21 protein-coding genes, 1 tRNA gene and 1 pseudogene are annotated in these 24,157 nt (G+C 54.1%); 12 read left to right on the plus strand and 11 right to left on the minus strand.

Going from position 1 to position 24,157, the window contains the following annotated elements:
• Positions 1-603: 603 nt before the first annotated feature.
• The 4 genes from AC0XWG_RS05940 to AC0XWG_RS05955 form a co-directional block, all read right to left on the minus strand.
• Positions 604-680, minus strand: a tRNA-Pro gene (locus AC0XWG_RS05940).
• 91 nt (positions 681-771) lie between these two features.
• On the minus strand, positions 772-2,463 hold the full coding sequence (eptB, locus tag AC0XWG_RS05945; protein WP_028018273.1) for a kdo(2)-lipid A phosphoethanolamine 7''-transferase: 1,692 nt from the start codon (positions 2,461-2,463) through the stop codon (positions 772-774).
• Between the two features lie 260 nt (positions 2,464-2,723).
• A complete protein-coding gene (locus AC0XWG_RS05950; protein ID WP_028018272.1) occupies positions 2,724-3,926 on the minus strand; it encodes an L-lactate MFS transporter in 1,203 nt (400 codons plus the stop codon).
• A 238-nt stretch (positions 3,927-4,164) separates the two neighbouring features.
• Positions 4,165-4,863 (minus strand): autotransporter domain-containing protein, encoded by a 699-nt coding sequence (locus AC0XWG_RS05955; protein WP_108089368.1) that lies wholly within the window; start codon positions 4,861-4,863, stop codon positions 4,165-4,167.
• A 162-nt stretch (positions 4,864-5,025) separates the two neighbouring features.
• On the opposite strand from AC0XWG_RS05955, the gene tag reads away from it, so the two are divergent.
• On the plus strand, positions 5,026-5,607 hold the full coding sequence (gene tag / locus AC0XWG_RS05960; protein WP_028018270.1) for a DNA-3-methyladenine glycosylase I: 582 nt from the start codon (positions 5,026-5,028) through the stop codon (positions 5,605-5,607).
• Positions 5,585-6,031 carry an N-acetyltransferase gene (locus AC0XWG_RS05965; protein ID WP_028018269.1) on the plus strand — a complete coding sequence of 149 codons (447 nt, stop codon included), beginning with the start codon at positions 5,585-5,587 and terminating at the stop codon, positions 6,029-6,031. Before tag ends, AC0XWG_RS05965 begins: the two co-directional genes overlap by 23 nt.
• Here the strand turns inward: AC0XWG_RS05965 and AC0XWG_RS05970 are convergent.
• Positions 5,994-8,273 carry a molybdopterin guanine dinucleotide-containing S/N-oxide reductase gene (locus tag AC0XWG_RS05970; RefSeq protein ID WP_475680762.1) on the minus strand — a complete coding sequence of 760 codons (2,280 nt, stop codon included), beginning with the start codon at positions 8,271-8,273 and terminating at the stop codon, positions 5,994-5,996. The genes AC0XWG_RS05965 and AC0XWG_RS05970 overlap by 38 nt on opposite strands.
• A gap of 211 nt (positions 8,274-8,484) precedes the next feature.
• Between AC0XWG_RS05970 and AC0XWG_RS05975 the strand changes: the two genes are divergently transcribed.
• The 6 genes from AC0XWG_RS05975 to ghrB all read left to right on the plus strand — a co-directional run bounded on the left by AC0XWG_RS05975 (position 8,485) and on the right by ghrB (position 14,421).
• Complete coding sequence (locus tag AC0XWG_RS05975; protein WP_028018267.1) at positions 8,485-9,147, plus strand: OmpA family lipoprotein; 663 nt, start codon at positions 8,485-8,487, stop codon at positions 9,145-9,147.
• 98 nt (positions 9,148-9,245) lie between these two features.
• Positions 9,246-10,262, plus strand: coding sequence for a LacI family DNA-binding transcriptional regulator (locus AC0XWG_RS05980; RefSeq protein ID WP_049006066.1), 1,017 nt, complete (start codon positions 9,246-9,248; stop codon positions 10,260-10,262).
• Between the two features lie 103 nt (positions 10,263-10,365).
• Entirely contained in the window at positions 10,366-11,115 is a 750-nt protein-coding gene (locus AC0XWG_RS05985) for a sugar phosphate isomerase/epimerase family protein (protein ID WP_134708553.1), read from the plus strand.
• Positions 11,116-11,118: 3 nt separating this feature from the next.
• Complete coding sequence (locus tag AC0XWG_RS05990) at positions 11,119-12,057, plus strand: sugar kinase (protein WP_475680450.1); 939 nt, start codon at positions 11,119-11,121, stop codon at positions 12,055-12,057.
• Positions 12,058-12,139: 82 nt separating this feature from the next.
• Positions 12,140-13,420 carry an MFS transporter gene (locus tag AC0XWG_RS05995; protein ID WP_028018263.1) on the plus strand — a complete coding sequence of 427 codons (1,281 nt, stop codon included), beginning with the start codon at positions 12,140-12,142 and terminating at the stop codon, positions 13,418-13,420.
• Between the two features lie 26 nt (positions 13,421-13,446).
• Positions 13,447-14,421 carry a glyoxylate/hydroxypyruvate reductase GhrB gene (ghrB, locus tag AC0XWG_RS06000; protein ID WP_128348610.1) on the plus strand — a complete coding sequence of 325 codons (975 nt, stop codon included), beginning with the start codon at positions 13,447-13,449 and terminating at the stop codon, positions 14,419-14,421.
• 58 nt (positions 14,422-14,479) lie between these two features.
• On the opposite strand, the gene cspE is transcribed toward ghrB, so the two are convergent.
• The gene (gene cspE, locus AC0XWG_RS06005; protein WP_003860775.1) at positions 14,480-14,692 is read right to left on the minus strand and encodes a transcription antiterminator/RNA stability regulator CspE; all 213 of its coding nucleotides are present in this window, start codon (positions 14,690-14,692) and stop codon (positions 14,480-14,482) included.
• Between the two features lie 246 nt (positions 14,693-14,938).
• The gene (locus AC0XWG_RS06010; protein ID WP_028018261.1) at positions 14,939-15,649 is read right to left on the minus strand and encodes a DUF3053 domain-containing protein; all 711 of its coding nucleotides are present in this window, start codon (positions 15,647-15,649) and stop codon (positions 14,939-14,941) included.
• Between the two features lie 330 nt (positions 15,650-15,979).
• Between AC0XWG_RS06010 and AC0XWG_RS06015 the strand changes: the two genes are divergently transcribed.
• Positions 15,980-16,267: an HTH-type transcriptional regulator gene (locus tag AC0XWG_RS06015; RefSeq protein ID WP_028018260.1), complete on the plus strand. Its 288-nt coding sequence runs from the start codon at positions 15,980-15,982 to the stop codon at positions 16,265-16,267.
• A 38-nt stretch (positions 16,268-16,305) separates the two neighbouring features.
• Here the strand turns inward: AC0XWG_RS06015 and AC0XWG_RS06020 are convergent, their stop codons facing one another.
• Positions 16,306-17,925 carry an ABC-F family ATP-binding cassette domain-containing protein gene (locus AC0XWG_RS06020; RefSeq protein ID WP_475680451.1) on the minus strand — a complete coding sequence of 540 codons (1,620 nt, stop codon included), beginning with the start codon at positions 17,923-17,925 and terminating at the stop codon, positions 16,306-16,308.
• Positions 17,926-18,722: 797 nt separating this feature from the next.
• Between AC0XWG_RS06020 and AC0XWG_RS06025 the strand changes: the two are divergent.
• Both AC0XWG_RS06025 and AC0XWG_RS06030 read left to right on the plus strand, forming a co-directional pair.
• Positions 18,723-18,869 (plus strand): annotated as a pseudogene (locus AC0XWG_RS06025) (ash family protein); the annotation flags it as partial.
• Positions 18,836-19,285, plus strand: a complete 450-nt coding sequence (locus AC0XWG_RS06030; RefSeq protein WP_128348608.1) for a hypothetical protein — start codon at positions 18,836-18,838, stop codon at positions 19,283-19,285. The pseudogene AC0XWG_RS06025 and the gene AC0XWG_RS06030, both read left to right, overlap by 34 nt.
• 93 nt (positions 19,286-19,378) lie before the next feature.
• Here the strand turns inward: AC0XWG_RS06030 and glyS are convergent, their stop codons facing one another.
• From glyS to AC0XWG_RS06045, 3 genes are all read right to left on the minus strand, one after another.
• On the minus strand, positions 19,379-21,448 hold the full coding sequence (gene glyS / locus AC0XWG_RS06035; protein ID WP_028018257.1) for a glycine--tRNA ligase subunit beta: 2,070 nt from the start codon (positions 21,446-21,448) through the stop codon (positions 19,379-19,381).
• A 9-nt stretch (positions 21,449-21,457) separates the two neighbouring features.
• Positions 21,458-22,369 carry a glycine--tRNA ligase subunit alpha gene (gene glyQ, locus AC0XWG_RS06040; RefSeq protein ID WP_003860141.1) on the minus strand — a complete coding sequence of 304 codons (912 nt, stop codon included), beginning with the start codon at positions 22,367-22,369 and terminating at the stop codon, positions 21,458-21,460.
• Between the two features lie 160 nt (positions 22,370-22,529).
• The gene (locus tag AC0XWG_RS06045) at positions 22,530-22,835 is read right to left on the minus strand and encodes a YsaB family lipoprotein (protein WP_028018256.1); all 306 of its coding nucleotides are present in this window, start codon (positions 22,833-22,835) and stop codon (positions 22,530-22,532) included.
• Between the two features lie 161 nt (positions 22,836-22,996).
• Here AC0XWG_RS06045 and AC0XWG_RS06050 point away from each other — a divergent pair.
• A protein-coding gene (locus AC0XWG_RS06050) for an IS3 family transposase (RefSeq protein ID WP_134708787.1) occupies positions 22,997-24,117 on the plus strand; the annotation gives its coding sequence in 2 pieces (ribosomal slippage) (positions 22,997-23,255 and positions 23,255-24,117; 1,122 coding nt in all).
• Positions 24,118-24,157: the final 40 nt, after the last annotated feature.

Consider the following 24,157-nt stretch of genomic DNA (forward strand, 5'->3'; position numbering starts at 1 on the left):
TGTTTTGCTTTGTTGTGTTACGCCGCCTGACCTTTATTTATTTTTTACCCGGTCCGGTCGGTGATGCCCTAAGGCGTTAAAGGGATGGAGAATCCTTTCAGAAGAGCGTTTGAGTTGCAGCGCAGATCGTCCCTGAAATGCCCCTCATGCCCTACAATCTGTCAACAGAATGTGAAAACGTCAATACAGGTGGCGGGGATTTACGCTGAGTGTGAGAAACCGCAAACAAAGATTAAAAAAACTATGCATGCCAGTTTTCAGCAGGGAAATTTATGCTACTCGCTATCTTTCAGCACAAATATCTTCATATTTCGCAACAATCAGTGATTAACTTTTATTCAGAATGGGTAAATTTTCTTACAGAATGGTGATTATCTGAGCACTAAATTCCACGAACGTTAAAACGCACAGCGAAAAATGCTGAGGTTATCCATAAGCAACGCGAAAAAAGATCAATCTATATATAAAAAAATACAATGGATTATGTCACAAAATCGTTAACAGGCAGGGAGAAGCAGGGATAAGAGGCGTTTTGGGTAATCTGACGGGTTAAGGCTCTAATGCAAAAAGGGCTAACCTTACGGTTAGCCCTTTTTTAGAATGTGGTCGGCGAGAGAGGATTCGAACCTCCGACCCACTGGTCCCAAACCAGTTGCGCTACCAAGCTGCGCTACTCGCCGAATGCGGAGCGCATCTTACTGCTGAGGTGCGCCCCCGTCAATCCCTTATTTTCAAAAAGCCATTCAACTGGCGATATTCTCGCCAGGCGAGCTACTGCGCGGCTTTGGAGGTGCGGTCAGGGAGTTTGCACCAGTTGTTATTTTCGTTAATACCGCCATCTGGTGAGGTGTAACCCAGGCAACCTAAAATGGTGTCGTACAGCTCAACATGACGACGCGGTACCTTCATATCAGCTTCTTTCTTCAGTTGAGCAAACATCTTCGCTTTCTCCGGATCTTCCAGATACTTGTCAGACATCCACACAATCATTGGCACGCGGAACTGCTCCGGCGGAGCCATCTTACGTGGCGTACCGTGCAGGTGCTCGAACTCATTGATGGATTCACCGTGGTCCGCCGCATAGAACACAATCGCTTTCTTATCGCGGACCTGGTCAATCACCGTATCAATAAAGTGATCCACATACATCACAGAGTTGTCGTAGGAGTTAATCAGCTGCGCTTTAGAACAGTCTTTATCCACACCAACGCACTCCGGCGTCCATTTGGCAAAGCTACGCGGGTAACGCTGGGTGTAGTTAAAGTGCGACCCTTTAGTATGCAGAATGATCATATGCTTACCATCAGGATTTCCGTTCAGAGACAGTTTCATCTCGTCAATCAGCAGCATGTCATCGACAGGCTTGCCACGGTTACGCGCCTCCGCACCAATCTGCTCGCGATAAGAAATGTTCTGGGCCATGGTGTTGCTGTAGAACCACATCTCGCTCTGCATCGCATAGAGGTCAGACGTAAACCCAAGCTGATGCAGCACCGAGAAGACGTTTTGCTCTTTCAGGGTACGTTGCGGGTTATCGCTCGCACCACCCTCACGTACGAACATGCAGCGTAAGGAGAGCTTGGTGGCGGTGTCGCAGGAATAACCGCGATAGGCAATCAGGTTTTTCTCCTGTGCCATTTTTGGTGTGGTATCGCGGTCATAGCCGAGAATACCCATATGATCCCAGCGCGTAGTTTCCCCGATAATAAAGACGACATAGGTATCATCGATATCTTTTGGCGCGACATAAGTGAATTTCTTCGCCGGGTTAATCAACGATTTATTATCAGAAGACTCATCCACCTGCGCCCACGCGTATAATCCCAGCGCGGAGATCCAGTTAGACGGTAAATAAGAGTTGGCGACCACACCACCGTAGCTTGGCAGATCCACGCCAGAGGTACGCTCATCATATTTCTGTTTTACTTCCAGCAGACGAATAGGCCCCCAGACCATCAGACCAGCCAGCAGAACTATCGCCACGCTTCTGAAACGTTTTCCCGGCGTGCGGATCTGGTGAACCAGCGTATACCGGCAACGGTTGCTCCAGATAAGGAGCAGCGGCAGGGCACTCACGGCCACCAGCCAGAGTACAAAATGCAGCCCAACCACTTCTTTAGAGAGATCGATGTCCGTGGTCATCACCGAGGCGATAATGCCGTAGCCAATGACAACGTTCATAAAGGTCATGTAATAGCTGGCCCCTGCCGAGCACAGCACGATAAACGTCGCCAGCACTCGCCAGACACGACGGCCAAACAGCGTAAGAATACGGAATAAAAAGAAGGTGACCAGTACAGCAGCGACCAATTCGACAACCGCTGCAATTCCTTTCCAGACGGTAAAATCTTGCGCGTAACCGTCGAACCGACGGAAAAACACTGCGCCATTCATAAACAGGCCGATGTACAACGCCAGCAAAAAGCACAGCTTTTGTTGCGCCATCGATTTAATGTATTTCATGCAATCTACCCGGAAAAAGGGACAGTACAGCCGCCCACCTCAATATAAAAAGTGGACAGATTAGACATACGCTTAGGGGATCGTTCAATGAAACGACTACAAGCGTGGTAAGTAGACCACAGGGAAGGGAAAAAGTGGCAGCAGAGAGTGTGATCGGTACAGTTATTTACAAAAAAGCAGACCCAGAATCCGACAAATGCGTCTAAAGGCAGTATTGTTCGATAAGAAAAAGGCCGGATGTCCGGCCTTTTTCTTCGTTGTCAGGCATGCGCTTCTTTAAAGACTTCCCGCTGCGGCTGACGAATCGTCGTAGACAGCGCCAGCGAAATGATCAGCAAGGCGAAGATCACGCAGAAGGTCACATAGAACCCACCGAACAGTGAGGCAATCAGCGAACCGCAGATACTGCCGATCCCGAAGCCAAGATAAATAACACCGTAGTTTTTCGCGAGATTGTTAAGACCAAAGAATTCGCTCACCAGTGACGGGAAGACCGTAATGGTGCCACCGAAGTTGAACGCAACGCAGGCAATCGCCGCGAAGAAGGTCGCTTCATTCAGAGGTGCGAAAAGCAGCGCCGCCATGCCCACCAGCGAAACAACCTGGCCAATCGTAATCACACGGATACGGGCAATCTTGTCAGACAGAATACCCAGCACCAGACGCCCGGAAAGGTTGGCAATGGAGATCACGGTCACCGCATTCGCAGCCGTTGCCGCATCCAGTTTCACCATTCCCTGAGCGATATCTTTCGCCACACCGATGACGTACAAACCACTCATGCAGGCCGTCAGGAACATCACCGCCAGCATCCAGTACTGCGGTTTACGCATAGATTGCGCCAGGGTGAAATCGTTCTCCACCACACCGTTCACGGATTTAACCTCCTGCTGAGGCGCATCTTTCATTAGCGTAGCACCAAAGAGGATCATGACCAGAACGATAACCCCCCAGATCATGAAGGTTTTTTCGAGACCAACGGAAGCCAGCAGATGAGAATCGATAAATTTAAAACCGAGGCTGCCCAGGCCATAAGAACCGATGGCAAACGCAGAGATAAGGCCTTTACGTTCCGGGAACCACTTCACGCAGTTCGAGAGTGTCAACAGGTAACCTGCACCATCTGCCAGCCCCACCAGTACCCCGGCGCTCAACCACAGCATCATCAGGTTGCTGGAGTGTGCCGTCAGGAAAAAACCCACGCCCAGCAGAATGCCGGACGCCATGGTCACACGCTTCACACCAAAACGCTCCTGCAGCTTGCCCGCGACGGAAGACGAGAGCGCCAACCCGAGACTCAGCAGCCCAAAGGAGAATGCAACCTGGCTGACCGGTGCGCCGAGCTTATCGGAAAGTGCGCTGTTAAACAGGCTCCAGGTATAGACCGAACCCAACGCAAACTGGGTGACGATGGTACCAAAGAGCGTTAGCCAGCGCGTACGGTTATAAGTTGATGTGTTCATGGCAGTTGTCCTGCAAGAGAAATTAAGGAAGTTCGCTGAGGACAACGATAAACAAAACCTTAAAAGACCTGGGGTAAAACGGCATGAAATGCAGGAAGAATGGAATGAAATGCCTGGAATCAGGAATGAATGACCTTGTGGGGGAATGAAGCGATAGCGTGTTAGTACCTGCTATCGCTACAACCCCTATGGCTATTGTATTTGAGATGTTACCGTAACGTTTAAAAAAGTAACAACTCTAGAAATTCGCACTCACGCCCAGGGTGTACATAAATTCCTCACCTGTGGTGGCGCGTTCCCCTTGAGCGAGCGACGCATAGGCCGCTACATGCGTGTTAAACGGAATATCCGTACCGACCGTCACATCCATCCAGCTCCCGTTTTGTACCGGGGCTGGGGTTTGCGGCATGCCAAACTGAGATTTCCACTGGTTTTCACCAAACTGCTGGTTATAGCTGATCTGCGCCCAGGGACGAAGATCGCCGTACTGGGTATTCACGCGCCAGCCCAGCGTGCTAACACTGGCATGCCAGAGCGGGTCAGTGACTGACTGTGTCGACGCGCTATCACCAAATTCATTGATCATCATGGGAGCCGTACCGTCGTACCGCCACGCCACGACCGGGCCGGTAGTGATATGCGCTGAAACGGGAAAATTCCAGCCCACGCTCATTGCCCCCTCTGTCGTACTGCCAGACGGTACATTCAGGGCAAGACCTGGCGCATTTTGTGAAGTCTGAATACGCTCAGCAAGAATATCCTCATAACGCGGTTGGTGATCCGCGTCCCATGTATAGCGTTCCGCCGTATTATTTTGGGCGTCTGAAACGATATATTCCTGTTGCCAGGCAGACGCTGTATTACAAAAAAACAGGCAGGCTGAAATTCCCACCAGGCCAGAAGCAGCATGGCGACCACTGATTTTTTTTATCATCATCAACGCGACCCCAGAGAGAGCCGAATTCGGCGATATTTGTCGTTATTCAGGAAGAGCTTATAGAGCATATGGCCCTGTATTAACTATTGTCTTTATAGTAAACACGTCAAGCCAGTCTGGATGAAAATTTTGCGAAATCAGTATCATTAAGGGAGATGACGGATGGAACGTTGCGGTTGGGTAAGCCAGGATCAGCTTTATATCGACTATCACGACCAGGAATGGGGCGTGCCGGAGAAGGATGGTAAAAAACTCTTTGAGATGATCTGCCTTGAGGGCCAGCAGGCGGGGTTATCGTGGATTACGGTGCTCAAGAAACGCGAAAACTACCGCAATGCCTTCCACCAGTTTGATCCTGTCGCCGTCGCCGCCATGACCGACGAGGACGTGGAACGACTGGTGCAGGATGCCGGTATCATCCGCCATCGCGGTAAAATTCAGGCCATCATCGGCAATGCACGCGCCTGGCTGGCGATGGAACAAAACGGCGAATCATTCTCAGACTTTGTCTGGTCGTTTGTGAATAACGCTCCGCAAATCACCCACGCCGCCACGCTGGCAGAGATCCCGGCATCGACGCCTGAATCAGATGCACTCTCTAAGGCCCTGAAAAAACGCGGTTTTAAATTTGTCGGCTCCACCATCTGCTACGCCTTTATGCAGGCCTGTGGCCTGGTCAACGACCACGTTACCGGCTGCTTCTGTCATCCGGGAGGCCATCATGATCCGCAAATGGCAAAATGAGAATACCGCGCCACTTCTGAGCCTATGGCTTGAAAGCACCACAGAAGCGCATCCGTTTATCGAGGCGAGTTACTGGAAAGAGAACGAGGCGATGGTACGGGACGTTTACCTGCCTTCGGCTGAAACCTGGGTCTGGGAAAAGGATGGCGAACCCTGCGGATTTATCAGCGTGATGCAGTCTAAGTTTGTTGGGGCACTGTTTGTCGCACCGGCATACATCGGGAAAGGCATCGGGCAAGCGCTGCTGAACCATGTTCAACAGCACTTCCCGTATTTAAGTCTGGAGGTGTACCAGAAAAATGTCCGGGCGGTGAATTTCTACCATGCTCAGGGCTTTCGCATCGAAGACAGCGCCTGGCAGGATGACACCCAACATCCGACCTGGATCATGAGCTGGCAGGCGGATCAAACGCCGTTAAGGTAAGCTCGGGTCCCTCATACTTTTCGACCCATGCCAGTGCCGTATTCCCTGCACAACCATTCCCCAGCTTAGAGCTGGGGAGATCTTTGGTCAGTACGTTAACCGCCCCGTTTTTACAGATACCGCCTTCGGCCGCCTCAAGATCTGGCCATGCCCCCTGGTGAATGCACAAAACACCCGGTTTAATCCCGTCACTGACCACCGCACCGGCCAGGACCTGTCCCCGCTGGTTCCAGACGCGCACCACGTCACCGTCTACAATCCCACGGGCTTTGGCATCGAGGATATTCAACGTGATCGGTTCTCGCCCGGCAACCGCATACCGTTCGCGCAGCGAGGTATAGTTAAGCTGGCTGTGCAGGCGGTGCGCAGGATGGGCAGACAACACCTGGAGCTGCTCCGGCTGGGCATTACCGTGCCACTCGTCCGGCTCGAGCCACATAGGGTGTGGCGGGCAGTCGGCATACCCGAAGCTGGCGATGCGCTCGCTGTAGATGACAATCTTCCCGCTCTCGGTTTTCAGCGGGTGGTTCTCCGGGTCACGGCGGAAATCGGCAAAACGAACAAACTGCGCGTTCTGTTCACTCTCGGGCATCTCGAATATCTGGTTTGCTTCCCAGAATTCAGTAAACGGTGGGAGTGTCACACCCTGGGCGGCACCGCGCTGGCTGGCTATCTGGTAGAACGTCTCAAGCCACTGCAGATCGGTTTTACCTTCGGTAAAACGCTCGCGGCCACCTGCTTCCCACAGCTCGCTCAGTTCAGCAAACACGTCGAAATCATCCCGCGCTTCATCACGCGGGGACACAACGCGCTTCATTGGCACCATATGCTGGTTGCTGTAGTCACCGGTCATGGTGAGATCGTTACGCTCAAACGAGGTTGTCGCTGGCAGCACGATGTCGGCATGCTTAGCCGAACCTGTCCAGAAGCACTCTGAGATCACCACCAGTTCTGGTTTCTGCCAGGCACGGATCAGGCGATTGGTATCCTGATGGTGCGTGAAGTTCGACCCGCCCGCCCACCAGACAAATTTAATATCCGGGAAGTGACGGTCCAGCCCATTGTGCTGATAAAACCCCCCCGGGTTTTCCAGGGCTTCAACAATACGCGCCACCGGGATTTTATCCACGGCATCCGCGCCGCCCTGCACCGAGCCTTGCAGAGACGCCAGCACCGCCGCCTTACGCGTTGGGTTACCGCCGTTCGCAAAGTGATAAGAGAGACCAAAACCCCCGCCCGGCGTGCCGATCTGCCCAAGCATTGCGGCAAGCGTCACCAGCATCCAGTGTTTCTGCTCGCCAAACTGCTGGCGCTGCATTCCCCAGCCGGACATTAACATCGTGGTATTTTTATGGAATAACGCCGCCAGTTCGCGGATTGTATCCGCAGTAACGCCGCAAATATTTGCCGCCCACTCTGCCGTTTTCGCTACACCATCGGATTGGCCCGTCAGGTATTCAGCGAATTTATCGAAGCCAGTGGTACAACGCCTCAGGAATTCGCCATCGTGCCAGCCGTTTTCGACCAGCGTATGGGCGATACCCAGCATCATCGCCACGTCGGTGCCCATATGCGGGGCAATCCACTCGGCACTGTCGCCGAAGAAATCCATGGTTTCAGAGCGCATCGGGTCAATGCAGATGATGCGCTTGCCGCTTTTGCGCAGCGCGTCGAAATACCCAATACCCTGCTCGTCGCTGGCATTCCAGGCAATTTTCAATGTGTTGAGAGGGTTAGCGCTCCAGAGCACCACCACGTCGGTATGCTCCAGCACCAGCGGCCAGCTGGTCTGTTGCTGATAAACTTCGTTTCCCCCCACCACGTACGGCATGATCGCCTGCGCCGCGCCGGTGGAGTAATCCCCCAGATGACCTGTGTAGCCCCCCGCCAGGCTCATATAGCGCTGCAGCAGCGTCGAGGCCTTGTGCAGCACGCCGTTAGAACGCCAGCCGTAAGACCCAGCGAAAATGGACGACGGGCCCCAGGTATCGCGAATGCGCTTATGCTGGGCGTGAATCAACGCCAGCGCCTCATTCCAGCTCACGCGAACAAACTCATCCTGACCACGGATTCCCTGCGGTTTGTCCGGCGAGGCCAGAAAACCTTTACGCACCATCGGCCAGCGCACGCGCGTTTTGCTATGCACCTGATCGCGAACGGTGGTCTGTAACGAGTTGGGATGTTGGGTTGGCAATGCCCCGCGGGACGACAGAACATTTTCGCCATCGGTTTCGACCAGCATCGACCCCCAGTGGGCGGCGGTCAGAATGGTTTTCGTTGAGGTGCTCAAGCGTGCGCTCCTGGTTGCGTGCAGGTTTACCGCCTTCTTGTTGAGGCAGTTTATGGTTTGTCACAAATTTCAGAGTAATACCCGGAATTTTCTCCGTATCTGGACGTCATAATCAACTGCCACGCTCGCCGTGGCAAAGAATAAAAAGGATTAAGGAAAGAAGATGAAAAAACGCGTACTCGTTATTGCCGCTCTGGTGAGCGGTGCACTGGCTGTTTCTGGCTGCACAACTAACCCTTACACCGGTGAAAGCCAGGCGGGTAAATCCGGCATCGGCGCGGGGATCGGCTCGCTGGTAGGTGCTGGCGTTGGCGCGCTCTCCTCCTCCAAGAAAGACCGTGGTAAAGGCGCACTGATTGGTGCAGCGGCGGGAGCAGCATTGGGCGGTGGCGTCGGCTATTACATGGACGTGCAGGAAGCGAAACTGCGCGACAAAATGAAGGGAACCGGCGTGAGTGTGACGCGTAGTGGCGACAACATCATTCTGAATATGCCGAACAATGTTACCTTCGACAGCAGCAGCGCAACGCTGAAACCTGCGGGTGCGAACACCCTGACCGGTGTGGCAATGGTGCTGAAAGAGTATAACAAAACCGCCGTGAACGTGATTGGCTACACCGACAGCACCGGTAGCCAGGATCTGAACATGCGTCTGTCTCAACAGCGCGCCGATTCCGTGGCCAGCTCGCTGATCACTCAGGGCGTTGAAGCGAACCGCATCCGCACCAGCGGAATGGGTCCTGCCAACCCGATCGCCAGCAACAGCACGGCGGAAGGCAAAGCGCAGAACCGCCGCGTTGAGATTACGTTAAGCCCTGTGCAGTAATCGCATTTCCCCCTCTCCCCCGCAGGAGAGGGTATGAACCACTTGCCATCGTTGATTTTCCCGCTAAGGTATTCTCACTAAATTCAGGGAAATCAGCGATGAGCAAACCAGCCCGGGCCACCATCAGCGACGTGGCGAAAGCAGCCAAAACCGGTAAAACCAGCATTTCGCGCTATCTCAACGGCGAAAAACATCTGTTGTCCGATGCGCTGCTGGCTCGAATTGAACAGGCCATTGCCGATCTCGATTACCGCCCCAGCATCATGGCGCGCGGGCTCAAGCGGGGGCGTACCCGCCTTATCGGGCTTATCATCGCCGATATCACCAACCCCTACTCCGTAAACGTGCTGAGCGGTATTGAAGCCGCCTGTCGCGAGAAAGGTTTTACGCCGCTGGTCTGTAATACCAACAACGAAGTCGACCAGGAGCTGCATTATCTCGATCTGCTGCGTAGCTACCAGGTGGAAGGGATTGTGGTTAACGCCGTGGGCATGCGTGAAGAGGGGTTAAACCGCCTGCAGCAATCGTCTCTTCCCATGGTCCTTATCGATCGTAAAATCCCTGAATTTGCCTGCGATGTCGTCGGGCTGGATAACACCCAGGCCGCCACTACCGCCACCGAGCATCTGATCGAACAGGGTTTTGAAGCTATTCTGTTTCTAAGCGAACCACTGGGAATGGTTAACACGCGTCGCGAGCGTCTGAGCGCATTTCGCGCCACTCTGGAGCGTTATCCCGGTGTGATCGCCGAAAATGCCGAAACCCCTTTACACGAAGCCGATCAACTCGACAACACCCTGCGCCAGTTCCACACCCGGCATCGTGGGATGCGCAAAGCCGTCATCTCCGCCAACGGGGCACTGACGCTGCAAGTCGCCCGCTCGCTCAAGCGCATTGGCCTACACTGGGGCAGCGATATTGGTCTGCTGGGGTTCGATGAACTGGAGTGGGCAGAACTGGCGGGCGTCGGTATCACCACCCTCAAACAGCCCACCTGGCAGATTGGCTATGCTGCTGTAGAACAAGTGGTTCGTCGTATTGAAGGCACCAGTGATGCCGTACGCGAGCAGGTCTTCTCCGGCGAGCTGATCGTTCGCGGCTCCACCGCGCGTTAATTTTCCCTTGTGATACCGATCATAATTTCGACATCCTGAACTTTTCTTTGGAACCGGTTCCATCTAGCGTAATAACATTGATATGTTGCGATGGAGTCCGAAGATGGGCAGGAAAATCATGGTGGTCACCGCCGCGTACGGCGCGGAACAGGTGCGACAGGCAGGCGGTCAACGGGCAATGCTTCCCGTGATTGCGGGCGCAGGTGCCGACGGCGTGGAGATCCGCCGCGAGCTGTTCAACAGCGAAGAGTTACTGGCACTGCCTGCGCTGGGTGAATCTATTGAACTGTTGGGCCTGCTGGCGTGTTACTCCGCCCCCGCCGCCCTGTTTATGCCTGACGGTACCCTCAACCCGGATCTGCCCCGCTATCTCTCCGAGGCCAGCACCCTGAATGCGCTGTGGCTGAAAGTTTCACTCGGGTATTTCAGCGACACCCAGCCGCTTGAAGCCCTGCGGAACCTGCTGAATAAAAGCGGCATGGCACTGGTGGTGGAAAACGACCAGACCGACTGCGGCCAGCTTGCGCCAATGCAGCGCTTTAAAGCTGCCTGCCGGGAGAGGGCACTGCCCGTTACGCTAACCTTCGATATGGGTAACTGGCTATGGGTCGGCGACTCCCCTGAAGAAGCCGCCCGTCATCTGGCCCCTGCTGTGAGCTATATCCACGTTAAAGCCGCCGTTCCGCATAAGGATAATTTCCGCGCCGTGGCACCGGATCGTGCTGATGCGCGCTGGCTGGATCTGCTCTGCCAGTTACCCGCCGATGCCCCGCGAGGTATCGAGTTTCCGCTGGAAGGGACGGATTTAACCGCCGTTACCCGCCATTACGTCAACCTGCTGCGCGAGGAGTAAACCATGCACAAGACGCTGGATGTCATTACGATCGGCGAGGCCATGGCGATGTTTGTCGCTACCGAAACCGGCGAGCTGAGCGCGGTAGAGCATTTCATCAAACGCGTGGCTGGCGCAGAGCTGAACGTCGCGACCGGCCTGGCGCGTCTCGGCCTGAATGTGGGCTGGGTCAGCCGCGTAGGGGACGATAGCTTTGGTCATTTCATTCTCGACTCGTTGAAAAAAGAAGGGATTGATTCGGCAGGTGTGACGCTCGACGGACGCTTCGCGACCGGCTTTCAGCTTAAATCTAAGGTCGAAAATGGAACCGATCCCATTGTGGAGTATTTCCGTAAAGGGTCGGCGGCAAGCCATCTCTCAGTGGAAGATTACCACGCCGACTATTTTGCCTATGCACGCCATTTGCACCTGAGCGGCGTGGCGGCAGCGCTCTCAGCCAGCTCATACGCATTGCTGGATCATGCAGCATCGACCATGAAGGCACAGGGCAAAACGATCTCTTTCGATCCTAACCTGCGGCCGGTGCTGTGGAAAAGTGAAGCGGAAATGGTTGAGAAACTTAACCATCTGGCATTCCAGGCTGACTGGGTTCTGCCGGGAGTGAAAGAAGGGATGATCCTTACCGGTGAAAGCACGCCAGAAGGCATTGCCGACTTCTACCTGAATAAAGGCGTAAAAGCAGTGGTGTTGAAGACCGGTGCCGATGGCGCATGGTTTAAAACCGCCGAAGGTGAACAAGGCGCGGTCGCTGCGGTAAAAGTTGAAAACGTGGTCGACACCGTCGGCGCGGGCGATGGCTTTGCCGTGGGAGTCATTAGCGCTCTGCTGGAAGGTAAACCACTGCAGCAAGCCGTCGCGCGGGGCAACAGGATAGGCTCGCTGGCTATTCAGGTACAAGGCGATAGCGAAGGATTACCAACCCGAGCAGAGCTTAACGAATAAACATTCCCCTCACTCAACAAAACAAACCACCGTGTACCCTACAGACAACGGCGGTAACAACCTCAACAACAGAGGCAAGCCTATGAACAGTTCGACCAATGCAGTGAAACGCTGGTGGTACATCATGCCAATTGTGTTTATCACGTACAGCCTGGCGTACCTTGATCGTGCCAACTTCAGTTTCGCGTCCGCGGCGGGGATCACCGAAGACCTTGGGATCACCAAAGGTATCTCCTCCCTGCTGGGTGCCCTTTTCTTCCTGGGTTATTTCTTCTTCCAGATCCCCGGCGCTATCTACGCCGAACGCCGCAGCGTGCGTAAGCTGATCTTCATCTGTCTGATCCTGTGGGGTGCCTGCGCATCACTGACCGGCGTGGTGAACAATATTCCTGCCCTGGCCGCCATTCGCTTTATCCTCGGCGTCGTTGAGGCGGCCGTCATGCCGGCGATGCTGATCTACATCAGCAACTGGTTTACTAAATCTGAACGCTCCCGCGCGAATACCTTCCTGATCCTCGGTAACCCGGTCACGGTACTGTGGATGTCGGTAGTTTCCGGCTACCTGATCCAGTCCTTCGGCTGGCGCGAAATGTTTATCATCGAAGGGGTACCCGCGGTTATCTGGGCCTTCTGCTGGTGGGTGCTGGTGAAAGATAAGCCGGCTCAGGCGAAATGGCTTTCCGAAGACGAAAAAGCGGCGCTGCAGGCACAGCTGGATAAAGAACAACAAGGTCTGAAGGCCGTACGTAACTATGGTGAAGCCTTCCGCTCGCGTAACGTGATCCTGCTTTGTGCGCAATATTTTACCTGGAGTATTGGCGTGTACGGCTTTGTGCTGTGGCTGCCGTCGATTATCCGCAGCGGTGGCGAAAACCTCGGCATGGTAGAGGTAGGCTGGCTCTCTTCCGTGCCGTATCTGGCGGCAACCATCGCCATGATCGTCGCATCGTGGGCATCGGATAAGCTGCAGAACCGTAAGCTGTTTGTCTGGCCGCTGCTGCTGATCGCTGCCTTTGCTTTCATTGGCTCCTGGGCCGTAGGCGCGAATCACTTCTGGGCCTCTTACGCTCTGCTGGTCATTGCCGGTGCAGCCATGTACGCCCCGTACGGTCCGTTCTTTGCCATCATTCCGGAAATGCTGCCGCGTAACGTGGCAGGTGGCGCGATGGCGCTGATTAACAGTATGGGTGCGCTGGGTTCGTTCTGCGGCTCCTGGTTTGTCGGTTATCTGAACGGTGCTACGGGCAGTCCATCCGCATCATACATCTTTATGGGGGTAGCGCTTTTCGCCTCCGTGTGGCTTACTCTGATTGTTAAGCCTGCTAACAATCAACAACACCCCGTCGGCGCACGCCACGCCTGAATCCTTAAAAATCAACGGAGATTAGCATGAAGCCGTCCGTCATTTTGTATAAAGCCCTGCCGGAAGATCTGCATAAACGTCTTGAAGAACACTTCACCGTCACGCAGGTGAAGAACCTGAGCCCGGAGACCGTGGCACAGCACGCTGAAGCGTTCGCCAGCGCCGAAGGCCTGTTGGGTTCAAGCGAAAAAGTGGATATCGCCCTGCTGGAAAAAATGCCGAAGCTTCGTGCTACCTCTACCGTTTCCGTGGGTTACGACAACTTCGATGTGGATGCTCTTAACGCCCGCAAGATCCTGTTGATGCACACGCCACATGCCCTGACGGAAACCGTGGCCGACACGCTGATGGCGCTGGTACTCACCACGGCCCGTCGCGTGGTGGAAGTGGCTGAACGCGTCAAAGCGGGCGAATGGACAAAGAGCATTGGACCGGACTGGTTCGGCGTGGACGTTCACGGTAAAACGCTGGGCATTGTTGGCATGGGACGTATCGGGCTGGCACTGGCGCAGCGCGCACATTTTGGTTTTAACATGCCGATTCTGTATAACGCGCGCCGTCATCACACTGAAGCTGTAGAGCGCTTTAACGCGCGCTATTGCGAGCTGGATACGTTGCTGCAGGAAGCCGATTATGTTTGCCTGATCCTGCCGCTGTCGGAAGAAACGCATCATCTGATTGGCAAAGAGGAATTCGCGAAGATGAAGAAATCAGCCATTTTCATCAACGCGGGTCGTGGCCCGGTGGTGGATGAGAAGGCGCTGATTGAAGCCCTGCAAAACGGCGAGATCCATGCCGCAGGTCTGGACGTATTTGAACAGGAGCCGCTGCCGGTGGATTCTCCCCTGCTTTCGCTGCCTAACGTGGTTGCCCTGCCCCATATCGGCTCAGCCACTCATGAAACGCGCTACAATATGGCGGCTACGGCGGTAGATAACCTGATCGCCGCACTTAGCGGAAAAGTGGAGCTAAACTGCGTCAACCCGCAGATACAACAGTAGAAACGAAAAAACCCGCCAGAAGGCGGGTTTTTAAATTCTTTGCTACTGGGTTGGAAGCTTACAGGCTTACAACGTTACCAGCTGCTGGGCCTTTAGCGCCGCTTTCGATGGTGAAGGAAACTTTCTGACCTTCGTCCAGAGATTTGTAGCCATCGTTCTGGATAGCAGAGAAGTGTACGAACACGTCTTTAGAGCCATCGTCAGGAGTGATGAAGCCGAAACCTTTATCAGCGTTGAACCATTTTACCAGACCAGTCATTTTAGCAGACATAGAAATTACCTTATTAACAAATATATTGTGCCTTCCGGCTTGATGGATTGCGTTACAGATTTTTAAGCGATGAAGGAAGGGTCACTACGAAGGGTATCTATGGATAACAATCTGGACTGCTTTACTAAACTGCTTTAGGTCTGTGTAACAAACCGACGGGAATAGTTATACCGATGTGCCAGAGGAATGACAAGCGTTATTTTAATCAGGAATAAAAAAACCCCGCCTGAGGCGGGGTTTTTCAGTTTATTCTGTGGCGGTGACCGCTGCAGTCCACGCCTGACTAAAGGCCTGATGCTGGGAGGCCAGCGGCCCAATCAGCGTATTGTACTGACTTGCCTGCTGCGAGGTTGGGAACTGAATACCGTTAGCGACAAAGCTCACCTGCGTATTCTGCTGGGAGATGAAGTCACCCACCTGTACCAACTGCTGCGTGAAAATTTGTGCGGCCGGAATCAACGGCTGCAGCGCTTCAGAAGGTTTCGTCACCACTTTCTCATACACTTTGTCGAAGACCGGTTTGAGATCGTCGCCCTGCTTCAGCGCTGAACGTGACGCATCAGCCTGCATTTTCGCATTCTGCAGCTGCTGGCTCAGCACGCCGAGTGCACCGTTGGACTGGCGCAGCGGTTCACGCTGGGTCATATAATCCTGTGGCACGCGGATGGCGTTCACGCTATCCACCACTGGACGAATACCGGAATCCATCGCCTGGCTCACCTGCTGTGAATAACCATAAAGAATGGCGTAATCGGACACGAAGGGGCCAAACTGTTTTTTCTGATCCGCAGTCAGCGTCGGCAACCGCTCGCCGCTGCGCATCACTGTATTCTGCAGAAAATCGATAAACGCTTTGCGCTGATCGCCTTCTTTATCAAAACACCCACTCAGGCTAACAACCATCAACAACGCCGCAATAGGCGCAAACCAGCGAGAGCAGGACTTTCCTGTCGCCATTTTATTACTCCTTTCACCCAAAAAAGCGCACACCGGCACACGCGTGCCCAACGCTGACAAGGATAGTCCAGGTCAGCCTTGCAAGATACTCTTTTCAATCAAAACGGCTATTGCCGTTTTATTTCTTAGCCTTTACAAAAAATGCCTGACGACGCCGACATATGAGTAATCAGTTAATTAGCATAACTATCCATATCGTTGATACGGGTAAAGCGATCTTTTCCGCACGATTAATCACAACCATGACGATCCCTCGTTTGTATTAGAGACTATCCTTAATTGGCTCTCTGATGTTCTTGATCCCGATGTGTGATTTAAGAGGAGTTCTCAATGGAATATAAAGATCCTGAGTTTGAGCTGCTGAGCAGTCTGGAACAGATTATTTTTAAAGATGTACCGCAGACGATTACCCTGCAACAAAAGTCCAATCCCTTTACAGAATATGAGCAATTGCGCAAAGGGACAGGACTGAAAACCGAAGAATTCGCCAGAGCAATGGGTGTCAGCGTGGCGATGGTACAGGAGTGGGAGTCAAAACGTGAAAAACCCACGCCAACCGAGTTAAAGCTGATGCGCCTGATTCAGGCCAGCCCTGCATTCAGCAAACAGATAGCGTAATAACGTTCGAATGCCCCCGCCTCTGCGGGGGCTTGTGTTTAAAGACTTTCACAGCGCCAACCCTCCTCTTCCCACACCAGCTCATCCGTCAACATTAACCCTTTTAAAAATGCCTCATCGTGTGACACCACCAGCAGCGCACCGGGGAAACCAGCCAGTGCCGATTCAATCGCCTGGACTGATGCAAGATCCAGATGGTTGGTCGGTTCATCCAGCAACAGGAGCTGCGTAGCCTCCGCGCGCCACAGTACGCAGGCCAGGGCAGCCTTAAGACGTTCGCCGCCGCTCAACTCTGCCAGCGGGAGCGTGACCTTGTCGGCACCCAGTTGAAGCTGGGCTAAACGGGTTCGTATCACGCCCTCATCCAGCGGTGTATTCCCCAGATTGAGATGCGTCATGACCGACTGCGAAAGATCGAGCTGAGACAGATGCTGGTCGAGATAAGCACAGCTTACAGATACCTTACAGGCACCGGAACGAGGGGTATTTTCACCGAGGATCGCTTTTAACAATGTCGACTTTCCGCAGCCGTTCGGTCCCTTCAATGCCACGCGCATCGGTCCGGCCATTCGCCAGTTGAGCGGTGAGATATTCACATGCGGCAACACAAGATCCTCCAGAACCAGCACCTGTTTCCCTTCGGGAATCTGACTTCCAGGCAAGGTAAACATCACCGGATTATCCGCTTCAACCCGTTCGCGAGCCTTGTTCACCGCGGTGTTCAGGGCTTCATTTTGATCGCTGTGCTGTTTTTTCCAGGAGCCGATCCGCTCCTTTGCCGCGCCTTTATATTTGACCCGCTCGAACGACGCGATATTCAGGGTATCGACGGTGCGCAATGTCTTTGCCGAACGCCGCTGGCTGTCGTCATGCTCTTTTTGCATTCGCGCTCGGGTGCGTTTTCGCTCCGTCGCCGCATGTTCCAGCGCCGCACGGGCCGCCTGCTGTTCTAAATCCCGCTGATGGATATAATCCGCGTAATTCCCGCCGTAGCTGCGCAGACCCGAGGCGCTCAGTTCAAGGATACGCGGCACCTGCTCCAGAAGTTCGCGGTCATGGGAGGCCACCAGCACGCCACCCTGAAAACAACTGAGCCGGTCGTAGAGCCACGTCCGGCCTTGTCGATCAAGATGGTTGGTGGGTTCGTCCAGCAACAGATAATCTGCTTGTGCTGTGAATGCGCCGCACAGCAGGGCGCGAATGCGCTCACCGCCGCTGAATTCGCTGGCTATTTTATCGGGGTCAAACGGTGGCAATTTCGCATGGATAAACGCCTCGCTCAGGCGTTCTGCTAAATCCCAGTTCCCGTCGAGCATTTCCAGATCTTCAGGCTGATAGTCCCCGCTGTCGATACGCGATCGCGCCGCGAAGATTGCCTCGTATCCGAGCAGCTCAGCCAGCGTAGTATGCGGCAAAATATCCTGCTGTTGAGCCACATAGACGCGTGTTCCTGTACGTTCGATATGCCCGCTTGCGGGCTCATCAAGCCCTGCAAGCAAGCGCAGCAGACGCGTTTTCCCGCTGCCGTTGCGGCCAACCAGTGCGCACAAAGACGGTTCCAGAGAAAAATTCAGCGGACCAAAAAGGGTATCGCCCGTCGCAAACTGACAGGTGACCTGATGCAAAATAAAAGAAGGGGACTGCGCAAAATGAGCCATAAGCACTCCTGAATGAAATCAAAACATCCCCTGCCGACGCGGTGGCGTTTAGCAAGGATCGAAATTCATCAGTCGTGTTTGTTCATTTTTGGGGGGCGCTCCTGAGGGAGAAATTTAACGGGGACAAGGATAGCGGGAATGCGTTGAACATTTCAAGGTTAAATTTTGGACGACTTATACTCCCTCTCCCTTTGGGCTGAGGGATCCCCACAAATTAATGCGAGCAGTGAACAATCCCCTCGCCCCTTTGGGGAGAGGGTTAGGGTGAGGGGGAGCATATGGCTCTGGTGGTCATTCCGTTCACTTTATGTTCCTTGCTACTCTGTAACGACAATACCCGTGAACGTGCCAGGGTGGCTCAGTCGCCACCACCCTGGCTACCCGGGCTCCCGGCGGTAAATCGCCGCTACGCGGTACCTTCGGCTTATTCCTTCCGGCTTATCGGGGACGGGCGGAGGTAACATCCCTGTAAAGCCCGCCCTCTCGGCGCATCCATGCGCCTCGCCCCGGCCTACAGGAAACGCCTCAGCGATTTACAGCCGGACCATAGCGTCGCTGTAAGACCTCTGCCCGCAGTATGCTTTTCATTGCGGTAATTTTGCGAGTCTCTTTCCAGAAATGGTAATATCCTCAGTGGTATAGCTCAAATCTGTTGCCGCCTGTTTTGATGAGCAGTAAGTTCTCTTCGCACCTGCAAAATCAGGTGCCGGGTTTAGCATCCTGGCTTATCTTATCGGCGGCACATTTTGTGCAGCATGCTTTGCTACATCTCAATGGTGGGCTGAGCAGGGGCATCGAAAGATGCGCCGGTATCCGATAAGGCCGGTAATGCTAACTCTGTTCAGTCCACCACCAGCGAAATTAGCATTTCCGATGGTGGAAGCTTTATCACTTATCGGAGGCTGCCAATATGGCTACTACCCCAACCCAAGTTCATTCTTTAATCACTCTGCCCTTCAACCACGCCACCGAATTCACCGAACTGGCGGATAACTGCGAACGTTTTACCGACGCACTGGTAGATTGCGAAGAACCCACCCCAAAAATGGCGCTTTACGGCAGACTCTATGCCTGCCTGAATCTTCTGCAACCCACGCTTCTGGATCCTGTTCCGGACGCTTTAAAAGCCAGCCTGACCGTGAAGGAACTCCCGTCACGCGTTCCAGCTTTCGAACCCGAGAGCGATCAGCTGGGGCGCTACTGTCAGGAGATTACGCAGTTGCTGATGAACGGCACACTGCCGCGACAATCTGAAATCGTTATGGAAGATTTGCTGTGCGAGCTGGTCAGCTACTTTGCCGATACGCTGAAGGCACCGCGCTGGCTGCAGACAGACGAAGGCACAATCGCGATCGGCTAAACCTGCCGGATGACGCTACGCTTATCCGGCCTACAAAAGCCCCATAAAAAAACCCGCCGAAGCGGGTTTTTAGCATTTGTAGCAACGGGCACATTACTGCAGCAGCGAAATATCCGCCACGCGCAGGAACAGCTCACGCAGTTTTTCGAGCATAGAGAGACGGTTAATACGCAGTTCTTTATCTTCTACGTTCACCATCACTTTCTCGAAGAAGGCGTCGATAACGTCACGCAGTTCCGCCAGTTCTACCAGCGCTTCCTGATAGCGACCTTCGGCGAAGAACGGCTCGAGCTTGTCACGCAGCACCACAACCTGCATTGCCAGAGCGATCTCTTCCGGCTCTTTCAGGGTCGCGGCGTTCACGCGCTCGTTCAACGTTTCATCAGACTTAGCCAGAATGTTGGATACACGCTTGTTGGCCGCCGCCAGGGCTGATGCCGCTTCCAGCGTACGGAAGTGGGACACCGCCTTCATACGTGCATCGAAATCGGCCGGACGAGTTGGACGACGCGCCAGTACCGCCTGAATGGTATCGACGGTGTAACCTTCGTCCTGATACCACGCGCGGAAACGACCGAGCATAAAGTCGATCACGTCATCCACGACTTTCGCGTTGGTCAGCTTGTCACCATACAGACGCACCGCTTCTTCAGTCAGGGTCTGCAGATCCAGGTTCAGGTTCTTCTCAACGATGATACGCAGCACGCCCAGTGCAGCACGACGCAGCGCGAACGGGTCTTTATCGCCTTTCGGATGCTGACCAATGCCAAAGATACCCGCCAGGGTGTCCATCTTATCGGCAATCGCGACGGCGCAAGCCACCGGGTTAGACGGCAGTTCGTCACCCGCAAAGCGCGGCTGATACTGCTCGTTCAGGGCAACTGCCACATCTTCCGCTTCGCCATCGTGACGCGCGTAGTGCATGCCCATCACACCCTGGGTGTCGGTAAACTCGAACACCATGTTGGTCATCAGGTCACACTTGGACAGCAGGCCAGCACGAGTGGCGTGGTTTACGTCCGCACCAATTTCACGCGCGATCCAGCCAGACAGCTCCGCGATACGGTCAGTTTTGTCACGCAGCGTACCCAGCTGTTGTTGGAACAGCACGGTCTGCAGACGCGGGAGATGATCTTCCAGACGTTTTTTACGGTCGGTGTTGAAGAAGAACTCCGCATCCGCAAGACGTGGACGAACCACTTTCTCGTTACCCGAGATAATCTGGATCGGATCTTTGGATTCGATATTGGCAACGAAGATGAAGTTTGGCAGCAGTTTGCCGTCGTTGGCATAAACCGGGAAGTACTTCTGGTCACCCTTCATGGTGTACACCAGTGCTTCAGCCGGAACGGCCAGGAATTTCTCTTCGAATTTCGCGGTCAGTACAACCGGCCATTCCACCAGTGAAGTCACTTCTTCCAGCAGGCTGTCGCTCAGATCGGCTTTACCGCCAATCTTGCGCGCCGCGTCTTCCGCGTCCGCTTTGATTTTGGCTTTACGCTGTTCGTAGTCAGCAATGACTTTACCGCGTTCCAGCAGGATCTCTGGGTACTGATCGGCGTTGTCGATGGTGAACTCAGGCTCGCCCATAAAGCGGTGGCCACGGATCACGCGATCGGACGCCACGCCCAGAATGGTGGCAGGAACAACGGTATCGCCCAACAGCAGGGTCACGGTGTGAACCGGACGCACGAAGTGCACGTCAGACGCACCCCAGCGCATCAGTTTTGGAATAGGCAGCTTGGCCAGGGAAGTGGCAATCATGTCAGGCAGCAGCGCTTCTGCGCTTTCACCTTTCACATGCGCACGGTACAGCAACCACTCACCTTTGTCGGTGGTCAGACGCTCAGCCTGGTCAACGGTAATACCGCAACCACGCGCCCAACCTTCAGCCGCTTTACTCGGCTTGCCTTCGGCGTCAAACGCCTGGGCAATGGCCGGGCCACGTTTTTCGACTTCGCGATCCGGCTGAGACGCCGCCAGATTTGCCACTTTCAGCGCCAGACGACGCGGTGCAGCAAACCACTCAATTTTACCGTGTGCCAGGCCAGCGTTATCCAGCTCGGCAGTCACGTTCGCAGCAAAAGATTCAGCCAGGCTGCGCAGGGCTTTTGGTGGCAGCTCTTCAGTGCCGATTTCCACCAGGAAAGTTTTCTCAGACATGGCCGCCTCTTATTTGTTTCGATTGCACATCGGGAAGCCAAGGGCTTCACGGGACGCATAGTAAGCTTCTGCAACGGCTTTGGTCAGGGTACGAATACGCAGAATGTAGCGCTGACGTTCAGTCACGGAGATGGCTTTGCGGGCGTCCAGCAGGTTGAAGCTGTGGGCGGCCTTCAGAATACGCTCGTAAGCAGGCAGCGGCAGCGGAGTCTCCAGCGCCAGCAACTGCTGCGCTTCTTTCTCGTACTGCTCGAAGCAGGTGAACAGGAAGTCCACGTCTGCGTATTCGAAGTTATAGGTGGATTGCTCCACTTCGTTCTGATGGAACACGTCGCCGTAGGTGGTTTTACCCAGCGGGCCGTCGCTCCAGACCAGGTCGTAAACGCTGTCTACGCCCTGAATATACATGGCCAGACGTTCCAGACCGTAAGTGATTTCACCGGTAATCGGTTTACATTCCAGACCACCAACCTGCTGGAAGTAGGTGAACTGGGTCACTTCCATACCGTTCAGCCACACTTCCCAACCCAGACCCCAGGCACCCAGCGTTGGGTTTTCCCAGTTGTCTTCCACGAAACGAATGTCGTGAATGGTTGGATCCATACCCAGCTCTTTCAGTGACCCGAGGTACAGTTCCTGAATATTGTCTGGTGATGGCTTAATCACCACCTGGAACTGATAGTAATGCTGCAGACGGTTCGGGTTCTCACCGTAGCGACCATCGGTCGGACGACGGGAAGGCTGCACATACGCGGTCGCCATTGGCTCCGGCCCCAACGCGCGTAAGCTGGTCATCGGGTGTGAAGTGCCTGCGCCGACTTCCATGTCCAAAGGTTGAACAATGGTACAGCCCTGACGAGCCCAGTAATCCTGTAAGGTCAGGATCAGGCCCTGGAAGGTCTTGGTATCAAACTTTTGCATAGTATTTCGTGCTGGATACGTGTGGTTTTAAATGGAAGGGACCAGTATACCCGCTGGCTGCAAGATATACAGTATGAAACGGGTTTGTTTAGGGAAAATTGGGAAATAAGCCGTCAAGCCAGAGCGCTGATGGCGTCTGGCTGTAGATTATACGAGCAGGCTAACGCATGGAGAGGTGTAAAAACTGGCCATCCGCATCAAACGAGCAGATAAAGCCCTCTTTACGGGATGTATAACCCCTCAGCTCATAACTTCCCTGAAAGCGCTCAAACCCGGTGACATCAATTTTCTGCACGTCCGAGTTATAGCGTCGGGCCGCCTGCCCCTTACAGAGCTGTTCCATATTCAGCGAACGTTCCGGGCTTATTTTCCCCTGCTGCGCTTTTTGCACGGGGGCTTCTTGTGGGGCACTGCACCCTGCCAGCATGAACAGCAGAAAGAGTGACGCCACACGCTTCATCATCATTTTTATCACCGCCCTGGTCAGTGGCTGTTATTTTTAGTATCAAAGCTTTTATAGATTACGGTCCGGCATTCTGCGAATCTCGCGGCCCCCTGACCTGCTCCCCGTTGATTAATACACCCCGATGTTAGTAATGTCTTCATAAGCCACATGAGGACATCCCCATGAAGAAGCGTTTTTCCGACGAACAGATCATCAGTATTCTTCGCGAAGCGGAAGCCGGAGTTTCTGCCCGTGAGCTCTGCCGTAAGCACGCCATTTCCGATGCCACTTTCTACACCTGGCGCAAGAAGTTTGGTGGCATGGAAGTTCCTGAGGTGAAGCGGCTTAAATCTCTTGAAGAGGAGAACGCCCGCCTCAAGAAGCTACTTGCCGAAGCCATGCTGGATAAGGAGGCACTTCAGGTGGCTCTGGGGCGAAAGTACTGACGACAGACCAGAAGCGGGAAGCCGTTGAGTTTATGTGTGATGCGACCGGTCTGTCGCAACGTCGTGCCTGCAGGCTTACAGGTTTGTCCCTGTCGACCTGCCGCTACGAGGCTCAGCGTCCGGCAGCTGATGCGCATTTATCAGGGCGCATCACTGAGCTGGCACTGGAGCGCAGGCGTTTTGGCTACCGCCGCATCTGGCAGCTGCTGCGTCGGGAGGGCCTTCACGTCAATCACAAGCGGGTATACCGTATTTACCACCTTAATGGACTGAGCGTAAAACGCAGACGACGCCGTAAAGGGCTGGCAACCGAACGGTTTCCGCTTCTGCGCCCGGATGCGCCGAACCTGACATGGTCGATGGATTTCGTTATGGACGCACTGGCCAACGGTCGGAGGATCAAGTGCCTGACCTGTGTGGATGATTTCACGAAGGAGTGTCTGACAATCACCGCTGCTTTCGGTATTTCAGGCGTTCAGGTCACGCGTATTCTGGACAGCATCGCGCTGTTTAGGGGCTATCCGGCGACAATAAGAACCGATCAGGGCCCGGAATTTGCCTGCCGCGCGCTCGATCAATGGGCCTTTGAGCATGGTGTGGAACTACGGCTTATCCAGCCAGGTAAGCCAACGCAGAACGGATTTATTGAGAGTTTTAACGGACGCTTTCGCGATGAGTGTCTGAATGAACACTGGTTCAGCGATATTCTTCATGCCCGGAAAACGATTAATGACTGGCGGCAGGATTATAACGAGTGCCGTCCCCATTCATCGCTGGATTACCAGACACCAGCTGAATTCGCAACGGACTGGCGAAACAGGAAATATGAAGAAAAACCAACCGACATTACTAACTGAAGGTTGTATCTAATCCTGGGGGCAGGTCACCCCCTACAAG

Source organism: Enterobacter sp. DVT3837 (assembly GCF_056238685.1).

Excerpts from the sequence above, each read along its gene's own strand:
- eptB (WP_028018273.1), bottom strand. The coding sequence starts at position 2,463 with ATGAAATACATTAAATCGATGGCGCAACAAAAGCTGTGCTTTTTGCTG.
- AC0XWG_RS05950 (WP_028018272.1), bottom strand. The coding sequence starts at position 3,926 with ATGAACACATCAACTTATAACCGTACGCGCTGGCTAACGCTCTTTGGT.
- AC0XWG_RS05955 (WP_108089368.1), bottom strand. The coding sequence starts at position 4,863 with ATGATGATAAAAAAAATCAGTGGTCGCCATGCTGCTTCTGGCCTGGTG.
- tag (WP_028018270.1), top strand. The coding sequence starts at position 5,026 with ATGGAACGTTGCGGTTGGGTAAGCCAGGATCAGCTTTATATCGACTAT.
- AC0XWG_RS05965 (WP_028018269.1), top strand. The coding sequence starts at position 5,585 with ATGATCCGCAAATGGCAAAATGAGAATACCGCGCCACTTCTGAGCCTA.
- AC0XWG_RS05970 (WP_475680762.1), bottom strand. The coding sequence starts at position 8,273 with ATGCTGGTCGAAACCGATGGCGAAAATGTTCTGTCGTCCCGCGGGGCA.
- AC0XWG_RS05975 (WP_028018267.1), top strand. The coding sequence starts at position 8,485 with ATGAAAAAACGCGTACTCGTTATTGCCGCTCTGGTGAGCGGTGCACTG.
- AC0XWG_RS05980 (WP_049006066.1), top strand. The coding sequence starts at position 9,246 with ATGAGCAAACCAGCCCGGGCCACCATCAGCGACGTGGCGAAAGCAGCC.
- AC0XWG_RS05985 (WP_134708553.1), top strand. The coding sequence starts at position 10,366 with ATGGGCAGGAAAATCATGGTGGTCACCGCCGCGTACGGCGCGGAACAG.
- AC0XWG_RS05990 (WP_475680450.1), top strand. The coding sequence starts at position 11,119 with ATGCACAAGACGCTGGATGTCATTACGATCGGCGAGGCCATGGCGATG.
- AC0XWG_RS05995 (WP_028018263.1), top strand. The coding sequence starts at position 12,140 with ATGAACAGTTCGACCAATGCAGTGAAACGCTGGTGGTACATCATGCCA.
- ghrB (WP_128348610.1), top strand. The coding sequence starts at position 13,447 with ATGAAGCCGTCCGTCATTTTGTATAAAGCCCTGCCGGAAGATCTGCAT.
- cspE (WP_003860775.1), bottom strand. The coding sequence starts at position 14,692 with ATGTCTGCTAAAATGACTGGTCTGGTAAAATGGTTCAACGCTGATAAA.
- AC0XWG_RS06010 (WP_028018261.1), bottom strand. The coding sequence starts at position 15,649 with ATGGCGACAGGAAAGTCCTGCTCTCGCTGGTTTGCGCCTATTGCGGCG.
- AC0XWG_RS06015 (WP_028018260.1), top strand. The coding sequence starts at position 15,980 with ATGGAATATAAAGATCCTGAGTTTGAGCTGCTGAGCAGTCTGGAACAG.
- AC0XWG_RS06020 (WP_475680451.1), bottom strand. The coding sequence starts at position 17,925 with ATGGCTCATTTTGCGCAGTCCCCTTCTTTTATTTTGCATCAGGTCACC.
- AC0XWG_RS06030 (WP_128348608.1), top strand. The coding sequence starts at position 18,836 with ATGGCTACTACCCCAACCCAAGTTCATTCTTTAATCACTCTGCCCTTC.
- glyS (WP_028018257.1), bottom strand. The coding sequence starts at position 21,448 with ATGTCTGAGAAAACTTTCCTGGTGGAAATCGGCACTGAAGAGCTGCCA.
- glyQ (WP_003860141.1), bottom strand. The coding sequence starts at position 22,369 with ATGCAAAAGTTTGATACCAAGACCTTCCAGGGCCTGATCCTGACCTTA.
- AC0XWG_RS06045 (WP_028018256.1), bottom strand. The coding sequence starts at position 22,835 with ATGATGATGAAGCGTGTGGCGTCACTCTTTCTGCTGTTCATGCTGGCA.